This is a genomic window from Ancylobacter polymorphus, assembly GCF_022836935.1.
Taxonomy (GTDB): Bacteria; Pseudomonadota; Alphaproteobacteria; order Rhizobiales; family Xanthobacteraceae; genus Ancylobacter; species Ancylobacter polymorphus_A.
This window is the reverse complement of sequence record NZ_CP083239.1, coordinates 757,388-782,451: the sequence shown is the minus strand read 5'-3', so window position 1 is coordinate 782,451 and position 25,064 is coordinate 757,388. Positions and strand designations below refer to the sequence as shown.

Genomic DNA, 25,064 nt, shown 5'->3' with positions numbered 1-25,064 from the left:
CCGGGTGGCGGCGCTACTCCGCCGCCACCGCCATTCCCGGCGTTGCGACCGTGCCGGAGGCGATCTCCTTGTCGGCAAGCGGGGCGGCGAGGCGCTGCGTCCAGCGGCGGGCGGCGGCGAGATAATCGCCACGGTTCGCCCATCCTCTAGCAGGATCGAGCAGGGCAGGGTCGATGCCCTCCACAGCGGCGGGCACGTGGAGACCCAGATGCGGGTCGGTGCGCCACTCGCCCGAGGCCAGCTCACCCATCTGGGCCGCGGCGACCAGCCGCCGGCTGACCTCCAGCGGCACGCGGCGCTCGGCGTCGCCGCCGGTCCGGCCCGTATTCACCAGCCAACAGACCGGCGTATGGCGCTCCAGCAGCGTGTGCAGCCGCGCGAGATGCGGCGCGGCGAGGCCGGTGGCCTCAAGGAACGCGCCGGGTGTCTGCGCCGCGCTTAGCCGGGCGAGGGCGGGCAGGACGCCCTCTTCATCCTGCACCAGCATGAACAGATGCGCCGGCGCGCCGAGCGTTGGCGCGTGCGCGGTGGCGGTGGGGAGGATGATCCGGGCGCCGGTGCCCGTCGCGTCAAAGTCGGGCACGCGCGTTGCCGGGTCGAGCGCTATATTCTCCAGCACGGTGCCGAAGCGCGCCGCCTCCGGTGCGGTGGCCAGGTCCGCCGGGTGTGCAAAGGTGCCGGCTTCCAAAGCGACGAGCCCCTCGTCGCCCCAGCCGAGCGCGCCGTCGAGGCGTGGCAGCGCGCCGTCCTCTTCCGCCATGCCCTGCGCCAGCGCGCTCTTGCCGGCACCGGAGGCGCCGAGCAGCAGGGAGATCGCGCCGTCCGCCCCGGTGCGGGCCGCGCCTTCGAGCGGCAGCACACCCGCCGCCAGTAGCGGTTCCGCGAGGAGATGGGCGAGCGCCGCGCGCAGCGTCTCGCCGCGGCCGGTGCCGGCAATAAGCGCGAGGCCGTTGGCGAGGTCCAGCGCCAGCGCACCCTCGGCGGCGACGCCATGGGTCTCGGGCGTGGGGCGGAAGCCCGGCGCGCACAGCACGGTGAGGCGCGGCACGTCCGCGTCCGCCGCCGTCGCGCGCGGGCGCAGGAGATGACGGGCGACCAGCGCGTGCCAGGCTTGATCCGACAGGATCCGCACCGCGATGCCGCCGGCCGGGCCGGCCTCCACGCTGACGTCCTGACCGAACAGGGTCCGGCGGGCGACATAGGCGAGCAGGTCGGCCTTCAGCGCCTCGAACTGCGCGCGGGTCAGCGCCGAAGCATCCGTCGCGCCGGCCGTCTCCCCGCCCTCTGCCGCGTCGTCGACGCGCGCGAGAGCGAGGGGCTGCCCGGCCGTGCCGGTGGTGACGACCAGCGCGCCGGTATGAGACAGCCGTACCTCGCCGCGCGCCACGGCCCGTTCGCACAGATAGGCGCTGCCCAGATTCCAGAACACCCGCCCGGTGCCGGCGGGATCGAGCCCCTCAAGGCCGGAATGGTCGCTCTGCGTGCCGGTTTGATTCACGGTCGGCTCCTCCTACGCATGACAGGAGGCGGGACCATGGGAGCCCAAAGGGGCGTTTTGCGCGAAATTCCGGGTCGATTATGTGGCCAAACCGGGGATTATGCGCCGCTGAAGGTTCTATTGCACCGCCGAAGCGCGCGCGGCATTGGCGCGCTCGACCAGCGCCGCGCGCATTTCCTGCGCATTGGTGACGCGCTGGCCGAAATCGAGCCGGCGGACCTGGGTGCCGTCCATCAGGTCGCAGCCTTCGGGATCGAGCCCGACCAGCTTCCAGTGCCCGGGGCCGGTGCCGATGAGGTGGAGCGCATAGAGCTGGATGGCGTCGGCATGGTCAGCATTCATATGCGCCACCGCGCCTTCTTCGGCCGCCAGAACGCTGGCGGCGTCATCGATGCGGGTGGCGAGCGCGGCCCCGTCCACATCCTTGATCCGGCCAAAGCCGGCGACGAGATGCGCACTTTCCACCTCCAGCCGATAGAAGGCGAAGTCGCTGAAGCCGGCGAAGCCCGCCGCATCCGGGTGGCGGGCGAGATAGCGGCGGCGCGCGGTGGCGATGGCCTCCGGCTCGGTCAGCGCCGCGATGCGCCCCTTCAGCCCGGCGCGGGCGCCCTGCAGTTCGTCGCCGGTGCGGTGCTCATCGACCAGCAGCGAGACGCGGGAATCGCGCTGCAGATTGACCGTATGGCGGGCCAGCTGGGAAAGCAGTAGCAGCGGCGCCCCGTCCGGCAGGGTGGCGAGCTGCACCAGCGAGGCATAGGGCGCGCCATCGGCATCAAGCGTGGCGAGCGCCCCCGTCTGGCTCTCGCGGACGAGCCGCTTGACGGCGCGGGCCGCATCGAAGGTGTCGGGCGTGGTCGGGATCGCTGCCATGGGAAAGCTCCGCCTGTCGGGTCTCAAGAGGTGTGCGCGGCGGCGCCCGCCGTCAACCCGGCGGTGTGGATTGGCGGGCGGGCACGAAACGCGCTAATTTCCGTTGAATCAGTTTGCGTGTCACATTGTGGCCACGCCGGCGGGGTTCACCGCTTCGTGTACCGCCGCCGAACAGGAAAGTGCGCAGATGCCGACCATCGCTCTCGTCGACGACGATCGCAACATTCTCACCTCCGTATCCATCGCCCTGGAGTCGGAGGGCTATCGTATCCAGACGTACACCGACGGCGCCACCGCCTTGGACGGCTTCAAGACCAACCCGCCCGACCTCGCCATCTTCGATATCAAGATGCCGCGCATGGACGGCATGGAGCTGCTGCGCCGCCTGCGCCAGAAGAGCGACATGCCGGTGATCTTCCTCACCTCCAAGGATGACGAGATCGACGAATTGTTCGGCCTGAAGATGGGCGCCGACGACTTCATCAAGAAGCCGTTCTCCCAGCGCCTGCTGGTGGAGCGGGTGAAGGCGGTGCTGCGCCGCTTCGCGCCCAAGGACGGAACCCTGCCGCGCGAGACAGACAGCGCCAAGGTGCTGGAGCGCGGCCTGCTGCGCATGGACCCCGAGCGCCACACCTGCACCTGGAAGGGTGAGAATGTCACCCTCACCGTCACCGAGTTCCTCATCCTGCAGGCGCTGGCCACCCGCCCCGGCGTGGTAAAGAGCCGCAACGCGCTGATGGATGCGGCCTACGACGACCAGGTCTATGTCGACGACCGCACCATCGACAGCCACATCAAGCGGCTGCGCAAGAAGTTCAAGGTCGCGGACGACAATTTCGAGATGATCGAGACGCTGTACGGCGTCGGCTATCGCTTCAAGGAGTAGCGAGCCCTTGCTCGATCCGGAACTGACCCGGAACGGCGCCGCCCCGGCGGCGGCCGAGGACGGGGACATGGGGGACGCGCCCCGCTCTGCCGAGCGGGCAGGGCTGCTCGGCGCCTTGCGCCGGGCGCGCAATTTCGTCGCCTTCAAGAGTTTTTCCAGCCTCACCCGCCGGATCGTGCTGCTCAACCTCGCCGGCATGTGCGTGCTGGTGTCGGGCATTCTCTACCTCTCCGAATTCCGCGCCGGGCTGATCGACGCACGGGTGCAGAGCCTGCTGGTGCAGGGCGAGATCATCGCCAGCGCCATCGCCGCCTCGGCGCAGGTGGAAACCAACGCCATCACCATCGACCCCGACCGGCTGCTGGAGCTGAAGGCGGGCGAGAGCTACGGCCCGGGCGAGGAGGGCTTCGCCCCGCTCGAATTCCCGATCAATCCCGAGCGTATCGCCCCGGTGCTGAAGCGCCTGGTCGAGCCCACCGGCACCCGCGCCCGCATCTATGACCGCGACGGCGCGCTGCTGGTCGATTCCCGCTCGCTCTATGCGCGCGGCGAAATCCTGCGCTTCGACATGCCCGCCCCCACCACGCCAAAGCCCAACTGGATGGAGCGTGGCTGGAACAGCATGAAGTTCTGGTTCGAGCGCGGCGACCTGCCGCTCTATCGCGAGCTGGGGCCGAACAATGGCAAGGGCTACCCGGCGGTGATGGAAGCGCTGCAGGGCAAGAAGGCGAGCGCAGTGCAGGTGAATGAGCGCGGGCAGGTGATCGTCTCGGTCGCCGTGCCGGTGCAGCGCTTCCGCGCCATTCTCGGTGCGCTGCTGCTCTCCACCCAGGGCGGCGAGATCGACGAGGCGGTGGCGGCCGAGCGGCTCGTCATCGTGCGCGTGTTCCTCGTCGCCATGGCGGTCATGGTGGTGCTGTCGCTGCTGCTCGCCAGCACCATTGCCGGCCCGGTGCGCAAGCTGGCCGATGCCGCCGAGCGGGTGCGCCGACGGACCCGCTCGCGGGTGGAAATTCCCGATTTCACCAGCCGCTCCGACGAGATCGGCCATCTCTCCGGCGCGCTGCGCGACATGACCGACGCGCTCTATTCGCGCATCGAGGCGATCGAGAGCTTCGCCGCCGATGTCTCGCATGAACTGAAGAACCCGCTCACCTCGCTACGCTCGGCGGTGGAGACGCTGCCGCTGGCGAAGTCGGACAATTCGCGCGGCCGGCTGCTGGAAGTCATCCAGCACGATGTGAAGCGGCTCGACCGGCTGATCACCGACATCTCCGACGCCTCGCGGCTCGATGCCGAATTGCAGCGGCAGGAATCCGAGCCGGTGGATCTGGTGCGGCTGCTCAACACTGTCACCGGTGTGCACAATGACGTGGTGCGCGGCGACGGGGTGCGGGTGAGCCTCGCCTTCGACCCGCCGCCGGGCACTGGGGCGGCCTATGTCATTTCCGGCCATGATTCGCGGCTGGGCCAGGTGATCAACAATCTGATCGACAATGCCCGCTCCTTCTCCGCCAAGGGCGGGGAGGTGCGCGTCACCTGCCGGCGCAATCGCGACACGGTGGACATCCTCGTCGACGATGACGGGCCGGGCATTCCGCCGCATGCGCTGAGCCGGATTTTCGAGCGCTTCTACACCGACCGGCCGGAGGAGCAGGGCTTCGGACAGAATTCCGGCCTCGGACTGTCGATCTCGCGCCAGATCGTCGAGGCCCATGGCGGCCGCATCTGGGCGGAAAACCGTCCAGCGGAGCCGCGCCCGCCCGAGCCGGCGCCGAAGAAGCCGCGCGCCTCGCGTGCCAAGGCCAAGGCGGCGGTTACGGAGGAGGCGCCCGCGTCGGAGGAGACGGTGCCGGCCGCGCCGAAGCCCTTCGGCGGCGCCCGTTTCATCGTCCGCCTGCCGGCTAATTGAGGCACGCCATGGCACCGGCAGACGCCCTTCCGCCGACGGTGCATGCGTCCTGCGTGCGGGTCGGGGATCGGGGCGTGCTGATCCGGGGGGCGTCGGGGGCGGGCAAGTCGCGCCTCGCCTTCGCGCTCATCCTCGCCGGGCGTGGCGGCCTGGTGCCGCCGGTGGAACTGGTGGCGGATGACCGGGTGCTTCTGACGCGGCGCGGGGCCGCGCTGTTCGCTGCCGCACCGCACGCGCTCGCCGGGCTGATCGAGGTGCGCGGGGTCGGGCTGCGGCGTCTGCCTTTTGCAGCCGAGGTGACGGTCGATCTCGTGGTCGATCTCGGCGTCCCCGATGCGGCCCGTCTGCCGGAACCGGCGGCGCGCCGGGTTGCGATCGAGGGTGTGGAAATCGAGCGCCTGCCGCTGTTTGCCGGCGGCGACGGGGTGCAGCAGGTGCTGGCGCTGCTGCTCACCGCGCCGGGGCCCGATTAGCATCCCATCAACGCTAACTCTAAGCGGCCGCGGGCCCGTGCGGATTTTCCCCAGCGGTACTTGCCATTCATGTGCAGCGCAACGATGATGTGCGCCCCGCAAAGGGGGCGGCGGGCGATCCTATTCCGATGCCTCCGGCAGTAAGCATTGCAGTCGCGCCGGACCGGCGTGCGGCGGAGCAAGATGATAGGTCTCGTACTCGTAACGCACGGACGCCTTGCCAGCGAATTCCGCGCCGCGCTCGAACATGTGATGGGGAAGCAGTCCCAGATCGAGGCGATCACCATCGAGCCGGATGATGACATCGAGCGGCGGCGGCAGGACATTGTCGACGCGGTGGCGACGGTCAATACCGGCGGCGGCGTGGTGATCCTCACCGACATGTTCGGCGGCACACCCTCCAACCTCGCCATCTCTGTCATGACCTCGCCCGATATCGAGGTGGTCGCGGGCATCAACCTGCCCATGCTGGTGAAGCTCGCCACGGTGCGCGGCGAGGTGCCGATGGAAGAGGCGGTGGTGCAGGCACAGGACGCCGGCCGCAAATACATCAACATCGCCAGCCGGGTGCTCGCGGGCAAATGATGGACACCTCGGTCGTCCTTACCCGCGAACTGCCCATCGTCAATAAGCGCGGCCTGCACGCCCGCGCCTCCGCCAAATTCGTGCAGACCGTGGAGCGCTTCGACGCCGATGTGCGCGTCACGCGCTGCGGCGAGACCGTGGGCGGCACGTCCATCATGGGCCTGATGATGCTGGCCGCCGCGCCCGGCACCACCATCGAGGTTGCCGCCTCCGGCCGGGAAGCCCAGGCCGTGCTGGACGCCCTCACCCGCCTCATCGCCGAGCGGTTCGGCGAGGACGAGTAGGCGCCGGCCGGGCACTGGCGCGCACACGCCGCCGCGCCGCACATCCGAAATGACTCCGGACTGGAAGCGTCTCGCGTGGCGCGGAATTCGTCGTGCCGGTACAACCGCGTCGAGCCTCTGGGTCGGCACGCGACATAAAGACATCTTTATGTCGTTATTGCCGTGTCAGGCTGTAGCTGCTAAACCGCGTGCCGAACCCGTCACACCCGTCAGGAAGACTTTCATGGCCATCGCCACCGACTACATCGTTAGGGACATCGGCCTCGCCGATTTCGGCCGCAAGGAAATCGACCTCGCCGAGGCCGAAATGCCCGGCCTCATGGCCATCCGCGCCGAATATGGCCCGGCGCAGCCGCTCAAGGGCGCGCGCATCGCCGGCTCGCTGCACATGACCATCCAGACGGCGGTGCTGATCGAGACGCTGAAGGCGCTCGGTGCGGATGTGCGATGGGTTTCCTGCAACATCTTCTCCACCCAGGACCACGCCGCCGCTGCGATCGCCGCCGGCGGCACGCCGGTCTTCGCCTTCAAGGGCGAGACGCTGACCGAGTACTGGGATTTCACCGCCAAGCTGTTCGACTGGCACGGCGGCGGCGTGCCGAACCTCATCCTCGACGATGGCGGCGACGCCACCATGCTGGTGCATTACGGCCTGCGCGCCGAGCAGGGCGACACGGCCTTCCTTGAGCAGCCGGGTTCGGAAGAGGAAGAGATCTTCTTCGCCCTGATCAAGAAGCTGCTGGCAGAGAAGCCGAAGGGCTGGTTCGCCGAAGTCGCGGCCTCGATCAAGGGCGTGTCGGAAGAAACCACCACGGGCGTGCACCGCCTCTACAAGCTGGCCGAGCAGGGCAAGCTGCTGTTCCCGGCGATCAACGTCAATGACAGCGTCACCAAGTCGAAGTTCGACAATCTCTATGGCTGCCGTGAATCGCTGGTCGACGCCATCCGCCGCGGCACCGACGTGATGCTGGCCGGCAAGGTCGCCTTCGTCGCCGGCTTCGGCGATGTCGGCAAGGGCTCGGCCGCCTCGCTGCGCCAGGCCGGCGCGCGCGTCATCGTCTCGGAAGTCGATCCGATCTGCGCCCTGCAGGCGTCGATGGAAGGCTATGAGGTGGCGACCATCGAGGACGCCTTCTCCCGCGCCGACATCTATGTCACCGCCACCGGCAACAAGGACATCATCACCGTCGACCATATGCGGCAGATGAAGGACCGGGCCATCGTCTGCAATATCGGCCATTTCGACAACGAGATTCAGGTTGCCGGCCTGAAGAACTTCAAGTGGACCAATATCAAGCCGCAGGTGGACGAAATCGAGTTCCCCGCTGGCAACCGCATCATCCTGCTCTCGGAAGGGCGGCTGGTGAATCTCGGCAATGCGATGGGTCATCCGTCCTTCGTGATGTCCTCGTCCTTCTCGAACCAGACGCTGGCGCAGATCGAACTCTGGGCGAATGTGGGTAAGTACGACAAGAAGGTCTACACCCTGCCGAAGGTGCTCGACGAGAAGGTGGCGGCGCTGCATCTGGAGAAGCTGGGCGTGAAGCTGACCAAGCTGCGCCCCGAGCAGGCGGATTATATCGGCGTGCCGGTGGAAGGCCCGTTTAAGCCGGACCATTACCGCTACTGAGCGGCAATCCGGGTGGGTGCTTCCTGCCCGGCGCCCGCGCCCACTTCGACCCTGACGGTGTCAGGGCCGGGCAGGGGTCTCAGGCGGCGATAGGGCTCGCCCAGTTTCGCCGCCACCAGTTCCCAGATCTGCCGCAGCCGGTGGACGTGCAAATCGTCCAGCATCATCTCGAATAGGTGCTTGCGGTCGTCGTCGGTCAGCGCGACCGACGGCTTGGCCGCCGGGGGCGGCTCGGGCGTGTCGCCTGCCGTCCTCGGCGCCGCCTTCTTCAGCGCCGCGGCTTCCTCGCGGGCACTTTGTTCCAGGGTATCGGCGATCATCGCCCGCAGATTTGGCGTCGCTCCGTCGCGCACCGTGGCGCGCTCCAGATCGAAGATGGTGCGTATATTGTGCTGGCGCAGCGCCAGGAAGGCGTGCGGGCCGACAATGATGCAAAGCTGGGCCTGGGCGATCCAGTCGATGCACTCATAGAGGCCGAAGGGCGTCTCGACATAGAGCATGATCGGATTGGCGGTAGCGAGGTTCTGCACGTCCATGATCATCATCTCGTCGAGCCGGAACCGTGTCCAGGCGTCGATGCCGTCGATCACCTCCAGCGGCGTACCGCGCACGCGATCGAGCAGCTCGGTGCGCTCGCCCTTGAGCGGCAGCCAGGTCGTGCGGCTGATCGCGTAGCGCAGGCCAAGGTCGGGAAAGAAGCCGAACAGGAATGCGGCGAGGAACCACAGCGTGCCGGTGGGAATCCAGCCCGGCCCTGCCGGCATCGCCCGCCACAGCACGACGACGGTGACAGCGGCCATCAGCATATGGGTGGTGGCCCGCAGGAAGCTGAGCGGGCCCAGCTCGAAATTCGTTACCGCGCGCATCAGATAGCCGAGCGAAAACAGGATGCCGCCGGCGAAGACGAAGCCGAGCAGCGCCGTGACCTCCCCCACCTTTTCGCCATTGGTGCCGAGCAAGGCGCTGGCCGCGATCCAGTTTGCCAGGCTCGACCCCTCCTTTCTGGCCAGGGAGAAGATGATTTCCAGCCCGAGCATCGCCACCAGGCAAAACGGAATGGAGCTGACGAACAGGCGCGGCCAGACGTGGTCCTTGGTATCGGGCGCATATTTCGCCTCGACGAATTCAAAGGACGGGGTGGCTTCGTTGTTGAAGCCGAAGCCCTTCTTGATCTCGTCGGCGATACCGGCCCGCTTCTGCCGCACGCTGCTGCGGATGAAGATCAGGATGGCGGGAATGCCGAAGGCGATGACCAGCGGCAACAGTGCATCATAACCCCAGCCCATGGCGTCCGGCTCCCCCTGGAGGAGGTCACAGAACACCATACGATCAAGAGTTGTTCAACTAAATACTACAACTCTTTCTGCATGAAGATCAGGTCGAGGCGCCGGCCGAATTTGATGCCGATGCCGGGCATGCGGCCGGTCTCGACGAAGCCGAGCCGGGCATGCAGGGCGAGGGACGCGTCATTGCCGCCGGTGATGCCGCCGATCATCACTTTCTTGCCGAGCGCGCGCGCCGGGGCGAACAGCGCTTCCACCAGCGCCCGCCCGAGCCCGCGCCCGCGCGCGGCCTCGGCGACATAGACCGAGTGCTCGACGCTGATGCGGAAGCCTTCGAAGGGGCGGAAATCGCCGAAGCTGGCATAGCCCAGCACCTCGCCGCCTTCCGCCGCGACGATGACGGGATAGCCGCGCCCCTGACGGTCGCGCAGCCAGGCGCGGCGCGCGGCGAGATCGGCGGGCGTGTCGTTCCAGATGGCGGTCGAGTTCAGTACGGCATGATTATAGATGGCGAGGATGCCGGTGAGGTCGCCTTCCACTGCGTCGCGTAGCATCATGTTCCCCGTTGCGCCGGTCCGGGCCGGCGAACGTCATTGAAAATCGATCGCGCTTCCGTGTCATTGAAATTACACGGTTGGCGCTGGCACGCCGCGCGCCGGCTCCCCATATCAACTAGACGCGGCGAGACCGCGCCAGGAGGAAAGACCTAAAGGATGAGCTCGACCGACCCGTTCGATCGCGTGCGTTTCACCGTCCGAAAAGTGAGCTGGTGGCAGGTGGCGCTCGTCGTCGCCGTGGCGCTGGCGCTCGGCACGGCTCTGGCCCTTGTGGCGGCCAGCGTGTTCCTCGTGGTCTTTCCCATCATCGTCATCGCCGGCCTTGCCTACCGCCTGTTCGGCGGTCGCCGGCGCGCCGGCACGTCCGGCCCCGAGATCATCGAAGCGGAATACCGCGTGCTGTCGCCGGAAGAGGCGGCGCGCGCCGACCGCGACCGCTGGGACGCGGACCGCCGGGTGCGCTGAGGCGCGGCGGCCGTTGCGGCCGCCGGCCCTGGTTTAAGGTCCTTACTTCTCGACGAAGGCCTTCTCGATCACGAAGTCGCCCGGCTCCGTGGTCGAGCCTTCCTCGAAGCCCTTCTCCTTCAGGATCACGCGCATGTCGTCGAGCAGCTGCGGGCTGCCGCACAGCATCACACGGTCGTCTTCCTTGTCGAGCGGGGGCAGGTCGAGATCGGTGAACAGCTTGCCCGAGGTGATGAGATCGGTAATGCGGCCCTGGTTGCGATAGGGCTCGCGCGTCACCGTGGGGTAATAGACCAGCTTCTCGCGCACCAGCTCGCCGAAGAACTCATTGTCCGGCAGCTCGTTCTCGATGAAGTCCTGATAGGCCAGTTCGCCCACCGTGCGCACGCCGTGCACAAGGATCACCTTCTCATACGCCTCATAGGTCTCCGGGTCCTTGATGAGGCTCATGAACGGGGCGAGGCCAGTGCCGGTGGACAGCAGATAGAGCCGCCGGCCAGGCACGAGATAATCCACCAGCAGCGTGCCGGTTGGCTTGCGCCCGACGATCACCTCGTCGCCGACCTTCAGGTGCTGCAGGCGCGAGGTCAGCGGGCCATTCGCCACCTTGATCGAGAAGAACTCCAGCGTTTCTTCGTAATTCGCGCTGGCGATGGAATAGGCGCGCAGGAGCGGCTTGCCGTCGACCTGAAGGCCGATCATCACGAACTGGCCGTTCTTGAACCGCAGCGCCGGGTCGCGCGTTGTGGTGAAGGTGAACAGATTGTCGGTCCAGTGGTGGACCGACAGCACGCGCTCGGTGTGGAGATTGCTCATTTACAATCCATACAAGTGAAAACTTCCAAACAAACTGGAAGCTGATGTAATTCTTGGCCCCGGTTTACTGCGCATTCGCGCCGGTGTCGACCCTCTCTCGCGCGAGGCGATGTCAATGACGGCTTGCGCTAAATGGGCCGAGCGACAACCATCACCCGCCGGCCCGACGGTGCCATGCGTAGGATCAAGGAGACCCCATGTTCAGCCACATCATTCTCGGCGCCCGCGATCTCGACCGGCTGACCGCCTTTTATGACGCCGTGCTGCTGCCGCTTGGTCTGGTGCGGGTGGACGAGCCCTCCGATGGCGGCCCGCCCGGGTCCATGTGGGTGATGCCAGGGCGGCGCTGGCCGCAATTCTTCGTGCAGTTGCCGTTCAACGGACTTCCCGCCAGCTGGGGCAACGGCACCCAGGTCAGCTTTGCCGCCCCCTCGCCGGCGGCGGTGGATGCCGCGTGGCGGGCGCTGGTCGACCATGGCGGGATCGACGAAGGTGCGCCGGGCCTGCGGCCGAACTATGCCCCCGACTATTACGGTGCCTATGGCCGCGACCCCGAGGGCAACAAGTTGTGTTTCGTCCATCTCGCCGAGCTGGAAGACCTGACCGTGCGCGGTGGCGCCTGAGCCCTATCTCGGCGCACGCGCCGCTGCGACGTCAGAGGCCGAGATCGGAAGGCTGCCGGTCGGCCTCGCGCGCCGCTTCAGCCCGGCGCACCACCGCTTCCAGCCTTTCGCCGGGCGCGCTGGTGGCGAGGCCGAGCGACAGGCTGAGCGTGGTGGCGGAATAGAACTGGTTGTTGAGCGCGGCCAGCTCGCGGATGTTCTCCATCACCGCGTGCCCCACTTCCGCATCGGTGCCCGGCAGCAGCACGGCGAATTCATTGCCGGCAATGCGGGCGGCGCAATGCTGCGGGTCCACCGCCTTGGCGATGACCTCGCCGGCGCGGCGCAGCAGCATGTCGCCTGCCGACTGACCGAGCTGTTCGTTCACCCGTCGCAGGCCATTGAGGTGAATCGAGATGAGCGTGACCGGGAACGGCCCCCGCCGTTCCAGCCGGTTCAGCTCGTCGACATAGAAGCTGCGGTTGTAGAGCTTGGTCAGCACATCGTGCTTGCCGAGATATTCGAGATAGGCCTCGGCTTTCTTGCGGGCGGTGATGTCGGTCAGCGCCACCTGCACCAGCGACCAATCATCCTCATGGCCGGGCAGCACCGAGAATTGGAGATGCACGTGCAGCATCTCGCCGGAGAGCGTGTAGTTCACCACCTCGCGGGTGTGAAAAAGCCGGCCGTTCCAGAGCTCGATCAGCTGCTCGCGGAAATGCCGGTGCGTGTCGTCGCGGAAGATCTCGGCGGTGTTGTCGACAAGTTCGGCGGTGCTGGACGCGCCGAACATGTCCAGCGTGTGCCGGTTGACCTCGATCACGCGGATCTCGCTGAGGCAGCGCTCGACGAATTCCGGGTGCACATCGGTGAACACCCGGAAATCCTCGATGCCGCGGGCGCGCAGATCGTCCATCAGCTGCTTGATGGTGGAGAAATCCTCCACCCAAAGCGACACGGGCGAGTGCTGGAACAGGCCGATGGCATAGCGCTCGGCGTTGGCGGCCTGGCGGCGGGCGGTCTCGCGCGCCGTCACGTCCTCGGCCGAGAGCAGGATGCGCCCCAGGCTTTCCTCATAGCCGGGAAGCACCGTGCCCTTGAGCTGGATATCGAGGCGCTGGCCGCCCAGCGTGTAGTTCACCGCCTGGCTGGAGAAGCTGGTGTGCCCGTCCCAGAGCTGGGAGAGCTCCTCAATATGGGTGACGAGCATGTCGTCACGGAACACCTTGTCGAGATTGGCGACGAGATGCGACAGGCTGCTGGCCTCGAACAGGTTGAGCGTGCGCTGGTTGACCTTGAGCACCTCGATGCGCGCCGAGCATTCCGCCACACGTTCGGGATGGCCCCGCAAATGTTCGCGCAGCGAGGTCACCCCCTCCGCCCGCCAGCGGTCGAACAGCGCGCGCACCGCGCTGAAATCCTCCAGCCACAGCGAGATGGGGGCCAGGTCGAACATGGATTCATGCTCGCTCGGCTCCGCCCGTGCAGCGATGCGGGGGCCCAGCGGCGACACGCTCGACTTGTTCGGCTTCATCGCGGCATACCGACCATGTTCATGAGGAGAGGTTGAGGCGGTCATCGGTACCCTGACCCATTCCAATCACGGCGCGGCGGTAGCATAGGGCCGCTCACTATGAATTAGGCCGAATTAAGCGAGATTCGCTGCGCCTGCAACCCGTGATGAGCCCCAGCAAGGTCGGGGCTGTACGCGCTGATGGTATCTTATATCTTCCCCTCCCGCGCGGGGACCCCTCCGTGAAACCGGTGCAGGTGTGGCATGAGCGATATTGTCTGTATTTCGCCGATTGACGGCTCGGAACTGGCGCGCCGACCGGCGGCTTCGGAGGCGGCGATCGCGCGGGCGGTGGCCGACGCGCGTGCGGCGCAGCGCGTGTGGCGGCAGGTGCCGATCGCCGAGCGCGCCACCCATGTGCTGCGCTTCCTCGACGCCATGCTGGCGATGAGCCAGGAAATCGTGCCCGAACTCGCCCAGCAGATGGGCCGGCCGGTGCGCTATGGCGGCGAGTTCGGCGGCTTCGAGGAGCGGGTGCGCTATGTCGTCGACATGGCAGAGGAGGCGCTGGCCCCGGTCATTCCGCACGACGCCCGGCCCGGCTTCACCCGCTACATCAAGCGCGACCCGCTCGGCCTCGTGCTGGTGGTGGCGCCGTGGAACTACCCCTATCTCACCGCCGTCAACACCATCGCCCCGGCGCTGATCGCCGGCAATGCGGTGCTGCTCAAACATGCCGCGCAGACCATTCTCGTCGGCGAGCGGTTTCAGGCGGCGATGGACCGCGCCGGCCTGCCGGCGGGGCTGTTCGCCAATCTCGTGCTGACTCATGACCAGACCTCGCGGCTGATCGGCTCGGGCGCGGTGGACTTCGTCAATTTCACCGGCTCGGTGGAAGGCGGGCGCGCCATCGAACGGGCGGCGGCGGGCACGTTCACCCCGCTGGGGCTGGAACTTGGCGGCAAGGACCCCGCCTATGTGCGCGCCGATGCCGATCTCGACTTCGCGGTGGGCAATCTGGTCGACGGCGCCTTCTACAATTCCGGCCAGTGCTGCTGCGGCATCGAGCGCATCTATGTGCATGAGAGGCTCTATGACCGCTTCGTCGATGGCTTCGTCGACCTGACCTCGCGCTATGTGCTGGGCAATCCGCTGGACGAGGCGACGACGCTGGGGCCGATGGCGCAGAAGCGCTTCGCCGACCTCATTCGCGGCCAGATCCGCGAAGCGGTGGACAAGGGCGCGAATGCCCATATCGACCCCTCCGGCTTCCCGGCGGCCAAGGAGGGTACGCCCTATCTCGCCCCGCAGGTGTTGACCGGCGTCGACCACACCATGTCGGTCATGCGCGAGGAGAGTTTCGGCCCGGTGGTCGGCATCATGAAGGTGCGTGGCGACGAGGAGGCGCTGGCGCTGATGAATGACAGCATCTACGGCCTCACCGCCTCGGTCTGGACCACCGACCTTGAGGCGGCTGAGCGGCTGGGCGACGCGATCGAGACCGGCACCGTGTTCATGAACCGCTGCGACTATCTCGACCCCGGCCTCGCCTGGACCGGGGTGAAGGACACCGGGCGCGGGGCTTCGCTCTCGCGGATCGGTTTTGAGATGCTCACGCGGCCGAAATCGTTCCATCTGCGCCACGGGTGAGCGAGCCGTAGCGTCGGGCGGCCTCGATGGCGAGGCCGGTGCCGACCGAGCCGAACGTGTCGCCTTCCACCACCCGCGCCTGCGGCACGGCGGCGCGGATGGCGGCACGCACATGGGCGAGCCGTGTCGAGCCGCCGGTAAGGAACAGCGCGTCGATGTCACCCGCGCCCAGGCCAGCCTGGTCAAGGCAGAGGTCGACGCGGCGGGCGATGCGATCGGCCAGGCCCTGCGTGTGGGCGACGAGTTCCGCCGGCGTCAACCCGACGGACAGGCCCGCCTCAAGCCAGCCGAGATCGACCCGCGTCTCCGCCACCTCGGCCAGCGCGATCTTGGCCGCTTCCGCTTCCATGGCGAGCGTATGGCCGCGCTGCTCCTCGATCACGCGGATCAGCCGCTCCACCCGATGCGGCTCGGCCGCTTCGCGCCGCACCTCGTTGAGCTCGCGCAGCGTCTTCTGGGTATAGAGGCGGTTGATGCTCGACCAGGTTGCCAGCTCGTGAAAATAGCCGCTCGGCACGTCGCGGCCGGGGCGCTTCATCGGGCTGCGGAAGCCGAGCAGCGGCATCAGCGTGCCGAGGCTGAGCGTGCGGTCGAAATCGGTGCCGCCGATGCGCACGCCGTCATTGGCGAGAATGTCGCCGCTGCGGTCCGCCCGCGCCCGGCGGGCGGGGCCGAGCCGGACGATGGAGAAGTCCGAGGTGCCGCCGCCAATATCGGCGATCAGCGCGATTTCTTCCGCGCGCGTCTGCTGCTCGTAGTCAAGCGCGGCGGCAATGGGCTCGAACTGGGTGGATACCTCGGCGAAGCCAATGTCGGCAGCGATGGCGCGCAGCGTGTCCTCCGCCTTGGCGTTGGCGGCCGCGTCCTCATCGACGAAGAACACCGGCCGGCCGAGCACGACGCGGGTGAGCGCCGTGCCGGCATCTGCTTCCGCCCGCGCCTTCACCGCCCGGAGATAATCGGCGATCACGTCGCGGAAGCCGATGGCGCGCTTGCCGATCTGCGTCTTTTCCTCGATCAGCGGGCTGCCCAGCACCGCCTTGAGCGAGCGCATCAGCCGCCCGTCCTCGCCACCGACATAGCGGGCCATGGCGGCGCGGCCGATGGTGAGGTGGCCCTGCCGGTCGTAGAACACGGCGCTCGGCACGGTGGTCTTGTCCGCCTCCAGCGCGGCCAGCACCGGGGCGCCGTCGCGCCAGAAGGCGAGAGTGGTGTTGGACGTGCCGAAGTCGAGGCCGCAGAAATTCATCGGAAGGCTCCCGCCGGAAGGGGCGCCTTCCTAAAGGCTTCGTCTGCGCTGTTCAACTGACATGATGTTGACGCCGCCGGCCGGAGAGGCCACTTCTGGACGACAATTCAGTGGGGAAACGCCGTGACGCTGCACAATTGGACGATGAAGCACTCGATCGCCGTGGTCGTGATCACGCTGGTGGCCGTCGGCGCCTTCCTGTTCAGCTGGACCTGACAGGCAGGCGAGGGCCCTGTCCGCAGGCCCCGGCTTCTGCGCCGAAGTTCTGGCTAACGTCACATTCCGTCCCTATGTGATGGCAAGGTCCCGCTGCTGGCCTGATCCGGAGTGCCAGACCCGCCCTCGTGCGGCGGCAGGCACGCTCCCCGGTCTCATGGTTCCCGGGAGGAGTGTCGCCCGCCGTGCTGTCCCCGCCGCCCACCGACGAAAGTGCCGATGCCCGGCCGCGCGCCGAGCCGGATGCGACGCTTCGCCTCTCCGAGGTGCTGAGCGCCATTGCGGCCGATGAGACGCGCGAGCGCATCGCCGTGGGCGACCTGCTGAAGGTGATGCGGGAGCGCGCCTTCGGGCCGCTGATGCTGATTTTCGCCCTGCCCAATGTGCTGCCGACCCCGCCGGGCACGTCTTCGGTGCTCGGGGCGCCGCTGGTGTTCCTCACCGCTCAGCTGGCTCTTGGCTGGTCGCCCTGGCTGCCGCCGCTCATCGCCCGGCGTTCCATCGCCCGCAAGGACTTCGCCGCGTTTGTCAGCAAGGCGACGCCCTGGCTCGCCCGCGCGGAGAAGCTGCTGCGGCCGCGTCTCGGCGGGCTGGCGCGCCCGCCGGCCGAGAACATCATTGGGGTGATGTGCTTTGTGCTGGCGCTGATCCTGGTGCTGCCGATCCCGCTCGGCAACATGCTGCCGGCGCTCGCCATCAGCGTGCTGGCGCTCGGCATCTTGGAGCGCGACGGGGTGTGGATCCTCGCCGGCATGGCGATCGCCGTGGCGTCGCTCGGCGTCGTCTCCGGCGTCGTCTGGGCCTTCATCAAGGCCGGCCTGTACCTGCTGCATCAGCTGATCGGCTGAAGCGCCGGCACGCACGTGAGTGCTGCCGCGTCAGCCCTGGGCGCGGGCGTTTTCCAGCGCGCGGGTCAGCATGTCGAGGCATTCATGCGCCTGTTCCTGACCGCTCACATCGCCGCGCAGGCGAAGCGCGATGTCACGCAGGTCGCGGATGGCGACATCGACCGCGGTGATCAGGTCGATGTCGAAATCGCTTTCGCTCTCGGGGGCGGCGACGCGGACGGGGAACGGAACAACGTTACTCATGCGACTTCAGGACTCGGGTTCGGGCGAATCGCCTTGGCGTTTATCCCCGGAAACATGCCCGGAATTGGTTAATGACCCGCTCCCATTACCGGCCTGGCATCGACGACGCAGAGGAAGAGCGGAGAGTGTCGAAATGCAGTCAATATACATACAATATGAGATTGTATTGACATTGAATGCGGGCTGATTATTTCTTGACTGTAACGTCGCGTGCGCGTGGTGCGCTGGCGTGCAGGAGTGCCGCCATGTCGGTCCGTTCTTCTACCGTCCGTTCTTCCGCTGTCGGTTCGTCGGGGGGCCGTCCCTCGACCGTGCCGCTGCAGTCCGTCCGCCTGCCTTCCGTGCCGGTGGCCGACCGCCATTACCCCAAGCTGTCGCCCTTTGAATGCGGCATGCGGGGCTGCTGCCCGCGCTGCGGACAGGGTCGGCTGTTCGACGGCTTCCTCAAGCTGGCGCCACGCTGCGAATCCTGCGGGCTCGACTATTCCTTCGCCGATCCCGCCGACGGGCCGGCCTTTTTCGTCATCTGCTTTGTCTGCGTGCCGGCGGTGATCTTCGGCCTGTGGCTGGAGGTGGCGTTCCAGGCACCCTATTGGGTGCATCTGGTCACCACCCTGCCGGTGCTGCTCCTCACCTGCATTCCGCCGCTGCGCCCGCTCAAGGGCTGGCTGGTCGCGAGCCAGTATTACTACAAGGCCGAGGAGGGGCGCCTCGTCACTGGCGACGCCCCCGAGACCGGCTCAGCCGCCCGCGACTGAGCCGGGTGTCGGCGCGGTTTCGTGGAAGCGGGCCGGCCGCACACCGGCGCGGGCCAGATCTTCCCCGCACGCTTCCGAGCGGAAATAGGCGAGTTCACGTTCGCGAGGGTCCAGCAGCGGGTCGAGCCGGCGCAGTTCGTCATCGACGATGCCGGGATGGCAATGCACCAGCACCCGCGAGCCGGGGCCGGCAAGGCTCGCCCGAAACACGGTGCGATAGGGTGGCTCGGCGGTGAAGCCATACAGGCCGCGAAAACTGTCATTGGTGGCGAGGCCGGCTTTCGCCGCCTGCGGCGCGCTGCCGGCCGCGAGCGTGCCGACGATGAGCGCCTTGCGCAGCCCGAGCTTGCGCTGGCGCGCCCATAAGGCGGGCTCCGTGCAGTTGCGCATCCAGGGCAGGCGCGCGCCGTAGCGCGCCGTCAGCTCGGCGATGAGGATGGCGCGGATGCCCGGCAGCGCATGGGCGTGCTGGTGGCCGTCGATGAAATCCGGTGGCGCGCCCCATTCATCCTCGAACGCATCGAGCTGGGCGCGGAGTTCGTCGCGCAAAGCGGCGCGCGGCAAGGCGCCGGCGAGCGCACGCAACACCAGCGGACCGATCTCCGGCAGGCGGCCATCCCGTGCGAGGCCCCGTGCCGGTGAGAGCGCGCGCTGGCCGGTGAGGGTGAAGTGCAGGCCGATATCGGCGGGGTGGTGCGCCACCAGCGCCTTCAGCGCGGACGCTCGCCGCTTCCAGCCGGGCATCCCGGTCATGGCGCCGGTGGCGGAGAGCCGGCCACGTTCGATAAGCTCCTCGATCGCGGTGCTGACGCCGTCGCTCAGCCCGTAATCATCGGCACAGATGACAATTGGTTTCAGAATTTTGCCCCTGTTCCGGCCGACAAACAAAGTTCACAATCGGCGCCTAGTTCAATGCAAGCTTCGCGAAAGCGGGCGCGTGTTTACTATAGGGAAGAATGTCTTACCTGACGTAAACATCGCCGCTGGCGGGTCCGCAATCAAGTAAAATCAGCTTGAAAACATGATGACAGCTTCTCCTAGGTGGCCGGGCCTGATCTCGATCGTGGTGCCTGTGTATAATGAGGCGCGCTGCCTGGCGGCGCTGCATGCGCGCCTGTGCGCGGTGCTGGATGCCTATCCCGGCCTGCAGCGGGAGTTCGTCTTCGTCGACGACGGCAGCCGCGACGGCAGCTTCGAGCTGCTGGCGGCGCTGGGCGCGCAGGACCCCGCCATCAAGGCGCTGCGGTTTGCCCGGAACTTCGGCAAGGAGTCGGCGATGGCCGCCGGGTTGCGGGCGGCGGTGGGCGACATCGTGGTGCTGATGGATTCTGACCTGCAGCACCCGCCGGAGGTCATCCCCGAGATGATCGAGCGCTGGCGCGGTGGCGCGCAGATGGTGACGGCGGTGCGCCGCTCGCGCCGCACCGATCCGCTGGGGCGCCGGCTGTTCTCGCGCGGCTTCTATCATTTCTTCCACGCGCTGTGCGAAGTCGAGATTCCCGAGGGCGCGGGCGATTTCCGCCTGTTCGACCGCCGGGTGGTCGACGCCATCAACGCTCTGCCCGAGCGTAACCGCTTCATGAAGGGCATCACCAGCTGGGTCGGCTTCCGCCAGGAAGAGGTCGAGTTCGAGGTCGCCGAGCGCGCCGGCGGGGTGAGCTCGTTCAACACGCTGCGCCTGCTGCGCTATGCTGTCGACGGCCTCTCCTCCTTCTCCATGGTGCCGCTACGCGTGTGGTCGCTCGCGGGCGTCATCCTCGCCGGCCTGTCGGGGCTTTACGGTGTGTATCTGCTGGGCGAGGCGCTGGTCTTCGGCGTGCGCACGCCCGGCTTCCCCACCATCATGGTCAGCATGCTGTTCGTCTCCGGCGTGCAGCTCATCAGTCTCGGCGTCATCGGCGAATATGTCGGGCGCATCTTCACCGAGGTGAAGCGTCGTCCGCTCTATCTCATCGCCGACGAGATCGGTTTCGCCCCGCCTGCGGCGCTGCCGGCCGCGTCGCTGCATGCCGAAATTCGGACCGCGCCGGCGCTGGTCCCCGAGGGCTTCGCCTCGTGACCTTCTTCCCCTCGTCCGATCTCCGCGTCGCCCCGTCCACCGGACTGGGCTCCCTCCCGCTGGCCCGCCTTGTCACTATCGCCGTCTTCGCGGCGGTGGCGGCCTTCATCGTCCTGACCTTTCGCGACTACGGCATCAGCAATGACGAGCCGGTGCAGCACACCTATGGTCAGCTGCTGTTGGCCTGGTATGCGAGCGGCTTCACCGATGACCGGGCGTTCCACTACATCAACCTCTATCTCTATGGCGGGCTGTTCGATCTGATCGCGGCCGGCCTTGAGCCCTATGTGCCGCTGCCGCTCTATGAGTGGCGCCATCTGCTGTCGGCCGGCTTCGGCTTTGTCGGCCTGATCGGCACATGGCGGCTGGCGACCCGCCTTGGCGGTGAGGGGGTCGGGGTGGTGGCGGTGCTGCTGCTTGCCGTCACCGGCATGTATGGCGGGGCGATGTTCACCCACACCAAGGACGTGCCCTTCGCCGCCGCCATGGTGTGGAGCCTGTATTTCATCACCGCCTTCGCGGGCGAGATGCGGGCCGTGCCGCGCTGGCGCACCATGCTTGGCCTCGGCGTGGCGATCGGCTGCGCGCTGGGGCTGCGGGTTGGCGGGGTGTTCGCGGTTCTCTATCTCGCCGTGACCCTCGGCGCGGCGATGCTGCTGCTGCGGGATGCGCGCCTGTTCGTGCGGCTGCTGCCCCGCCTTGTGGTCGCGGGTCTGGTCGCGCTCGCCATCATGGCGGTGACCTGGCCCTGGTCGCTGCTGCCGCCGACCAACCTTTTCAAGGCGTTGGGCGCGTTCAGCCATTTCAGCTTCGATCTCAAGACGCTGATCAATGGTCGGCTGCTGCCGATCGACCAGCTGCCGGCGACCTATATGCCGGAATATCTCTTCATCAAGCTGCCGGAGGTGACGCTGTTCGGCCTGCTGGCCGGGCTTGGGCTGGCGATGTGGGCGCTGCTGATGCGCCTGCGCGCGCCGCATACCCGCGCAGGTCTGGCCGCCACCGGCCTGTCGCCGCAGCACCTGCTCCTCGCTCTGCCGCTGGCGCTGGCGATCCTGGTGCCGATTGCGGTTGCGGTGCTCACCGATCCGCCGCTTTACAACGGCATCCGGCATTTTCTCTTCGTGCTGCCGCCGGTGACGGTGCTGGCCTCGCTCGGACTGGTCGGCGCCTTCCACGCGCTGAGCCGGCAGACGCGGCTGGCCGGGGCGGCGTTCGCTTTGGCGGCGCTGGGGCTGTTTTTGTTCAACGCGTCGGTGCTCTGGCGCCTGCACCCTTACGAATATGTCGCCTATAACCAGCTCGTCGGCGGCACGCCGGGGGCGTGGGGACGCTTCGAGGGCGACTATTGGTCGTCGAGCCTGCGCGAAGCAGCTCTGGCGCTGCGCCACGGCATGGAGCGCGAGAAGCCGCCGGCCCATCCCTATAAGGTTTCGGTCTGCGCCGAGGACGTGCAGGCGCTGACCTATCTTGGTCCGCGTTTCGAAGCTGTGGAGGACTGGGAGGACGCCGATTTCATCCTGACCGCGCGCCATGTCGGCTGCGATGCCGCGCCGGGCCTGCCCTATGCGACGGTAAGGCGCATGGGTCTTGCTTTCGCCTCGGTGCGTGACCAGCGGCTGCGGCACACGCCGGTGGAGGTGCCGGAGCAGGACGATGACGGGCCGGACCTCGACGCCCCCGATGTCGATGCGCCCGTCGTTTCGCAGAATGGCGGCGCGCAGGGGGCGGGGCCGCAGGTCGCCAAGGCCAAGCCGTGAGGGTGCCCGCCATGAGGCAACGTTCCAGACGGAGCCCGGCATGAGCGAGGCAACGATGAACCGGAAGGCGGCGCTCGTCGCGCGGCTGCGTCATCTGCTGCTGTTCGCCGCGCTCGGCGGTGTCGGCACGCTGGCGCAATATGCCGTGCTCATTTCTCTGGTGCAGAGCGGCCTTGCCGGGCCAGTGGCCGGTTCCTGCGCCGGCTTCGTTGTCGGTGGACTGGTGAACTACCAGCTTGGCCGGCGGCTGGTGTTTCGCTCGTCCAAGCCGCACGGCGAGGCCATGGCGAAGTTCTTCACCGTCGCCGGCATCGGTCTGGCACTGAACGCGCTGTTGATGACGCTGCTCACCGGTCCCCTTGCCACGCCCTATCTGCCGGCGCAAATCCTTGTCACTGGGCTTCTGGTGCTCTGGCACTATGCCGGCAATGCCTTGTGGACATTCCGGGCGGCGCATCCGGCGCGGCCTCCGACGCAGGGGTAAGTCTTTTCAAGACGGCTTGACTCTCGGCGCGGATGGAGTCGTTTTAGAAGGAACAAAGCATGAACATATGAGCGCCCCCATGGACCCGATCCGCGATGTGGCGGCGCTGCGGAAGATGCTCGCCGGGCTGGAGGCGGAGCGTCTGCCCGGCGTCGAACAGTTCTTCTCCCTTGGTGCCGCCGGGCCGGAGGAGGGCGGCGTGCGCCTCGCCCGTGGCGCCGTGCACGAGGTGCAGGCACTGGCCAGCGCCGACATGCCGGCCGCCGCCGGCTTCGCGCTGGCGCTGGCGCTGCGGGCGCTGCGCCGCGACGGCGCGGGGGAGGGGCGGCCGTTGCTCTGGGTACGCCAGGACATGGCGGACACCGAATTCGGCCGGCTCGACGCGCCCGGCCTTGCCGCACTCGGCCTTGATCCGGCCCGCCTCATCCTGGTGCGGGCGAGCGACGGGGCGGAGGCGCTGCGCGCGGCGGGGGATGCGGTGCGTTGCGCCGGGCTGGGCGGGCTGCTGATCGAGATCTGGGGCACGCCGAAGGCGCTGGACCTTACCGCGACCCGCCGCCTCGGGCTGCGGGCGGCGTCCTCCGGGGTGACGAGCTTTCTGCTGCATCGGGCGGCGCAGGTCATGCCGACGGCGGTGGCGACGCGCTGGCAGGTGGCACCGGCCGCCTCCTTTCCGCTGGAGGGCGACGCGCCGGGCGCCCCGGCCTTCCACGCCACCTTGCTGCGCCATCGCGGAGGCGAGGGCGGCCGGCCGGTGGAGGGCGGCGACTGGAAACTGGAGTGGGACCATGAGGCCTGTACCTTCCGCGACCTCGACCCGCTATCTCGCGCTGTGGTTCCCGTTCCTGCCGGCCGACCGGATCGAACGGCTGCGCCGGAAGCGCGGCGGGGCGAGATCGTCGCGCTGCGCCGCGCCGGCTGATGACGGGCGGACCGGTGCTCCGGCCGACCCTCTGGCGCGCGCGCCGCTGGTTTTCGTCGCGAAGGTGCACAATGCGCTGCGCCTCGCCGCGCTCGACCGGGCCGCGCGCCGGGCCGGGCTCGCGCCCGGGCTGACGCTGGCGGATGCGCGCGCCCGTGTACCGGACCTTGCCGTGCTCGACCACGACCCCGCCGCCGACGCCGCCTTTCTGGAAGAGGTGGCGGATGATTGCGACCGCTGGACGCCGCTGGTGGCGCTCGACATGCCCGACGGCGTGCCGGATGGGCTGATGCTCGACATTACCGGCTGCGCGCATCTGTTCGGCGGCGAGGCAGCGCTGCGCGCGCGGCTGCTCGCCCATCTCCAGCGCCATGGCCTCGGGGCGCTCGCCGTCATCGCCGGCACGCCGGATGCCGCGCGGGCGCTCGCCCGTTCCGGCAAGGGCGGGGTGGTGCCGCCGGGCGGGGAGGCGCAGGCGGTGGCCGGCCTGCCCGTCGCCCGGCTGGGGGTGGGCGCGGAGATCGTCACCGGGCTGTCCCGCGCCGGGCTCAAGACCATTGGCGACCTCGCCGCCCGCCCCGGCACGCCGCTCGCCGCCCGCTTCGGCATGGACCTGCTGACCCGCCTCGCGCGCACGCTGGGGCGCGAGGATGTGCGGCTGGTGCCCCGCCGCCCGCTGCCGGAATGCATTGCCGAGCGGCGCTTCGCCGAGCCTATCGCCCGCACCGCCGATATCGAGGCGACGCTCGCCTTGCTGGTGGACGACCTCGCCTTGATGCTGGAGGCGCGCGGTGAGGGCGGGCGAGCCTTCGAGGCCGGCTTCTTCCGCACCGATGGCGCCGTGCGGCGGCTGCGCATCGAAACCGCGCGGCCGCTGCGCGACGGGGCAGCGCTTGCCCGGCTGTGGCGCGAGCGGATCGAGGCGCTGGCGGACCCGCTCGACCCAGGCTTCGGCTTCGATCTCGTGCGGCTCGGCGTGCTGCGGGCCGAACCGCTCACCCCGGCGCAGGTGAGCCTCGACGGCCGCGCCGTGGAAGAAGAGGAAGTCGCGGCGCTGATCGACCGGCTCAGCGTGCGGCTGGGCCGCGAGCGGGTGCTGCGATTCCTTCAGCGTGACACCCATGACCCCGACCGTGCCAGCGCGCTGGTGCCGGCGGGCGGCGCTCCCGCCCCATCGCCGACCCCGCCGGATGTGCTGGCGCGCCCGCTCACTTTGTTCGACCCGCCCCAGCCGGTAGAAGCGCTGGCCGAGGTTCCGGACGGCCCGCCTTTGCGCTTCCGCTGGCGGCGGGTGGTGCACGAAGTCGCCCGCGCCGAAGGGCCGGAGCGGCTCGCCCCGGAATGGTGGCGCCAGCCGGCGGCGGCGCCGACACGCGACTATTACCGGGTGGAAAACCGCGAGGGCCGGCGTTTCTGGCTGTTCCGCGCCGGCCTTTACGGCCGCGAGGCGGCGGGCCCCGCCGGCCAGCCGCGCTGGTTCCTGCACGGCCTGTTTCCGTGA

Annotated in this window: 25 protein-coding genes; 16 read left to right on the top strand and 9 right to left on the bottom strand. The window is 68.1% G+C overall.

The features are described 5' to 3' along the window. Positions 1–13 precede the first annotated feature (13 nt). On the bottom strand, positions 14–1,498 hold the full coding sequence (locus K9D25_RS03740; protein ID WP_244379335.1) for a phosphoenolpyruvate carboxykinase (ATP): 1,485 nt from the start codon (positions 1,496–1,498) through the stop codon (positions 14–16). 117 nt (positions 1,499–1,615) lie between these two features. Continuing rightward, positions 1,616–2,368: a HugZ family protein gene (locus K9D25_RS03735; RefSeq protein ID WP_244379334.1), complete on the bottom strand. Its 753-nt coding sequence runs from the start codon at positions 2,366–2,368 to the stop codon at positions 1,616–1,618. A 187-nt stretch (positions 2,369–2,555) separates the two neighbouring features. On the opposite strand from K9D25_RS03735, the gene K9D25_RS03730 reads away from it, so the two are divergent. The 6 genes from K9D25_RS03730 to ahcY all read left to right on the top strand — a co-directional run bounded on the left by K9D25_RS03730 (position 2,556) and on the right by ahcY (position 8,138). Beyond that, positions 2,556–3,254, top strand: coding sequence for a response regulator transcription factor (locus K9D25_RS03730; RefSeq protein WP_244379333.1), 699 nt, complete (start codon positions 2,556–2,558; stop codon positions 3,252–3,254). Positions 3,255–3,321: 67 nt separating this feature from the next. Further along, the gene (locus K9D25_RS03725; protein ID WP_244379331.1) at positions 3,322–5,166 is read left to right on the top strand and encodes a sensor histidine kinase; all 1,845 of its coding nucleotides are present in this window, start codon (positions 3,322–3,324) and stop codon (positions 5,164–5,166) included. A gap of 8 nt (positions 5,167–5,174) precedes the next feature. Next, positions 5,175–5,639: an HPr kinase/phosphorylase gene (locus tag K9D25_RS03720; protein ID WP_244379330.1), complete on the top strand. Its 465-nt coding sequence runs from the start codon at positions 5,175–5,177 to the stop codon at positions 5,637–5,639. 183 nt (positions 5,640–5,822) lie between these two features. Then, positions 5,823–6,224, top strand: a complete 402-nt coding sequence (locus tag K9D25_RS03715) for a PTS sugar transporter subunit IIA (RefSeq protein ID WP_244379328.1) — start codon at positions 5,823–5,825, stop codon at positions 6,222–6,224. Continuing rightward, positions 6,221–6,508 (top strand): HPr family phosphocarrier protein, encoded by a 288-nt coding sequence (locus K9D25_RS03710; RefSeq protein ID WP_244379327.1) that lies wholly within the window; start codon positions 6,221–6,223, stop codon positions 6,506–6,508. Before K9D25_RS03715 ends, K9D25_RS03710 begins: the two co-directional genes overlap by 4 nt. A gap of 223 nt (positions 6,509–6,731) precedes the next feature. Then, complete coding sequence (ahcY, locus tag K9D25_RS03705; RefSeq protein ID WP_244379326.1) at positions 6,732–8,138, top strand: adenosylhomocysteinase; 1,407 nt, start codon at positions 6,732–6,734, stop codon at positions 8,136–8,138. Here the strand turns inward: ahcY and K9D25_RS03700 are convergent. Beyond that, a complete protein-coding gene (locus K9D25_RS03700; protein WP_244379324.1) occupies positions 8,132–9,424 on the bottom strand; it encodes a hypothetical protein in 1,293 nt (430 codons plus the stop codon). The two genes, ahcY and K9D25_RS03700, sit on opposite strands and share 7 nt — an antisense overlap. 65 nt (positions 9,425–9,489) lie before the next feature. After that, positions 9,490–9,975: a GNAT family N-acetyltransferase gene (locus K9D25_RS03695; protein ID WP_279613783.1), complete on the bottom strand. Its 486-nt coding sequence runs from the start codon at positions 9,973–9,975 to the stop codon at positions 9,490–9,492. A gap of 159 nt (positions 9,976–10,134) precedes the next feature. On the opposite strand from K9D25_RS03695, the gene K9D25_RS03690 reads away from it, so the two are divergent. Next, a complete protein-coding gene (locus tag K9D25_RS03690) occupies positions 10,135–10,443 on the top strand; it encodes a hypothetical protein (protein ID WP_244379320.1) in 309 nt (102 codons plus the stop codon). 42 nt (positions 10,444–10,485) lie between these two features. On the opposite strand, the gene K9D25_RS03685 is transcribed toward K9D25_RS03690, so the two are convergent. Continuing rightward, entirely contained in the window at positions 10,486–11,259 is a 774-nt protein-coding gene (locus K9D25_RS03685) for a ferredoxin--NADP reductase (RefSeq protein ID WP_244379318.1), read from the bottom strand. Positions 11,260–11,456: 197 nt separating this feature from the next. On the opposite strand from K9D25_RS03685, the gene K9D25_RS03680 reads away from it, so the two are divergent. Next, entirely contained in the window at positions 11,457–11,882 is a 426-nt protein-coding gene (locus tag K9D25_RS03680) for a VOC family protein (RefSeq protein WP_244379316.1), read from the top strand. A 31-nt stretch (positions 11,883–11,913) separates the two neighbouring features. Here K9D25_RS03680 and K9D25_RS03675 read toward each other — a convergent pair whose 3' ends face one another. Then, on the bottom strand, positions 11,914–13,395 hold the full coding sequence (locus tag K9D25_RS03675) for a sensor domain-containing diguanylate cyclase (RefSeq protein WP_244379314.1): 1,482 nt from the start codon (positions 13,393–13,395) through the stop codon (positions 11,914–11,916). A gap of 243 nt (positions 13,396–13,638) precedes the next feature. Here K9D25_RS03675 and K9D25_RS03670 point away from each other — a divergent pair, with 243 nt between their 5' ends. Beyond that, entirely contained in the window at positions 13,639–15,024 is a 1,386-nt protein-coding gene (locus tag K9D25_RS03670) for an aldehyde dehydrogenase family protein (protein WP_244379312.1), read from the top strand. On the opposite strand, the gene K9D25_RS03665 is transcribed toward K9D25_RS03670, so the two are convergent. Further along, positions 14,987–16,273 carry an Hsp70 family protein gene (locus tag K9D25_RS03665; RefSeq protein ID WP_244379310.1) on the bottom strand — a complete coding sequence of 429 codons (1,287 nt, stop codon included), beginning with the start codon at positions 16,271–16,273 and terminating at the stop codon, positions 14,987–14,989. The two genes, K9D25_RS03670 and K9D25_RS03665, sit on opposite strands and share 38 nt — an antisense overlap. A 401-nt stretch (positions 16,274–16,674) precedes the next feature. On the opposite strand from K9D25_RS03665, the gene K9D25_RS03660 reads away from it, so the two are divergent. Next, positions 16,675–17,337 carry an exopolysaccharide biosynthesis protein gene (locus K9D25_RS03660; protein WP_244379309.1) on the top strand — a complete coding sequence of 221 codons (663 nt, stop codon included), beginning with the start codon at positions 16,675–16,677 and terminating at the stop codon, positions 17,335–17,337. Positions 17,338–17,367: 30 nt separating this feature from the next. Here the strand turns inward: K9D25_RS03660 and K9D25_RS03655 are convergent, their stop codons facing one another. Then, on the bottom strand, positions 17,368–17,580 hold the full coding sequence (locus K9D25_RS03655; protein ID WP_244379308.1) for a hypothetical protein: 213 nt from the start codon (positions 17,578–17,580) through the stop codon (positions 17,368–17,370). 392 nt (positions 17,581–17,972) lie between these two features. On the opposite strand from K9D25_RS03655, the gene K9D25_RS03650 reads away from it, so the two are divergent. After that, the gene (locus tag K9D25_RS03650; protein WP_244450784.1) at positions 17,973–18,338 is read left to right on the top strand and encodes a DUF983 domain-containing protein; all 366 of its coding nucleotides are present in this window, start codon (positions 17,973–17,975) and stop codon (positions 18,336–18,338) included. Here K9D25_RS03650 and K9D25_RS03645 read toward each other — a convergent pair. Then, on the bottom strand, positions 18,321–19,226 hold the full coding sequence (locus tag K9D25_RS03645) for a ChbG/HpnK family deacetylase (RefSeq protein ID WP_244379307.1): 906 nt from the start codon (positions 19,224–19,226) through the stop codon (positions 18,321–18,323). The genes K9D25_RS03650 and K9D25_RS03645 overlap by 18 nt on opposite strands. 133 nt (positions 19,227–19,359) lie before the next feature. Between K9D25_RS03645 and K9D25_RS03640 the strand changes: the two genes are divergently transcribed. The 5 genes from K9D25_RS03640 (at position 19,360) to K9D25_RS03620 (ending at position 25,064) form a co-directional block, all read left to right on the top strand. After that, positions 19,360–20,397 carry a glycosyltransferase family 2 protein gene (locus tag K9D25_RS03640; RefSeq protein WP_244379306.1) on the top strand — a complete coding sequence of 346 codons (1,038 nt, stop codon included), beginning with the start codon at positions 19,360–19,362 and terminating at the stop codon, positions 20,395–20,397. Further along, the gene (locus tag K9D25_RS03635) at positions 20,394–22,157 is read left to right on the top strand and encodes an ArnT family glycosyltransferase (RefSeq protein WP_244379305.1); all 1,764 of its coding nucleotides are present in this window, start codon (positions 20,394–20,396) and stop codon (positions 22,155–22,157) included. Before K9D25_RS03640 ends, K9D25_RS03635 begins: the two co-directional genes overlap by 4 nt. 40 nt (positions 22,158–22,197) lie before the next feature. Next, on the top strand, positions 22,198–22,641 hold the full coding sequence (locus K9D25_RS03630) for a GtrA family protein (protein ID WP_244379304.1): 444 nt from the start codon (positions 22,198–22,200) through the stop codon (positions 22,639–22,641). A gap of 67 nt (positions 22,642–22,708) precedes the next feature. Next, a complete protein-coding gene (locus K9D25_RS03625; RefSeq protein WP_244379303.1) occupies positions 22,709–23,563 on the top strand; it encodes an ImuA family protein in 855 nt (284 codons plus the stop codon). 64 nt (positions 23,564–23,627) lie between these two features. Next, entirely contained in the window at positions 23,628–25,064 is a 1,437-nt protein-coding gene (locus tag K9D25_RS03620; protein WP_244450783.1) for a DNA polymerase Y family protein, read from the top strand.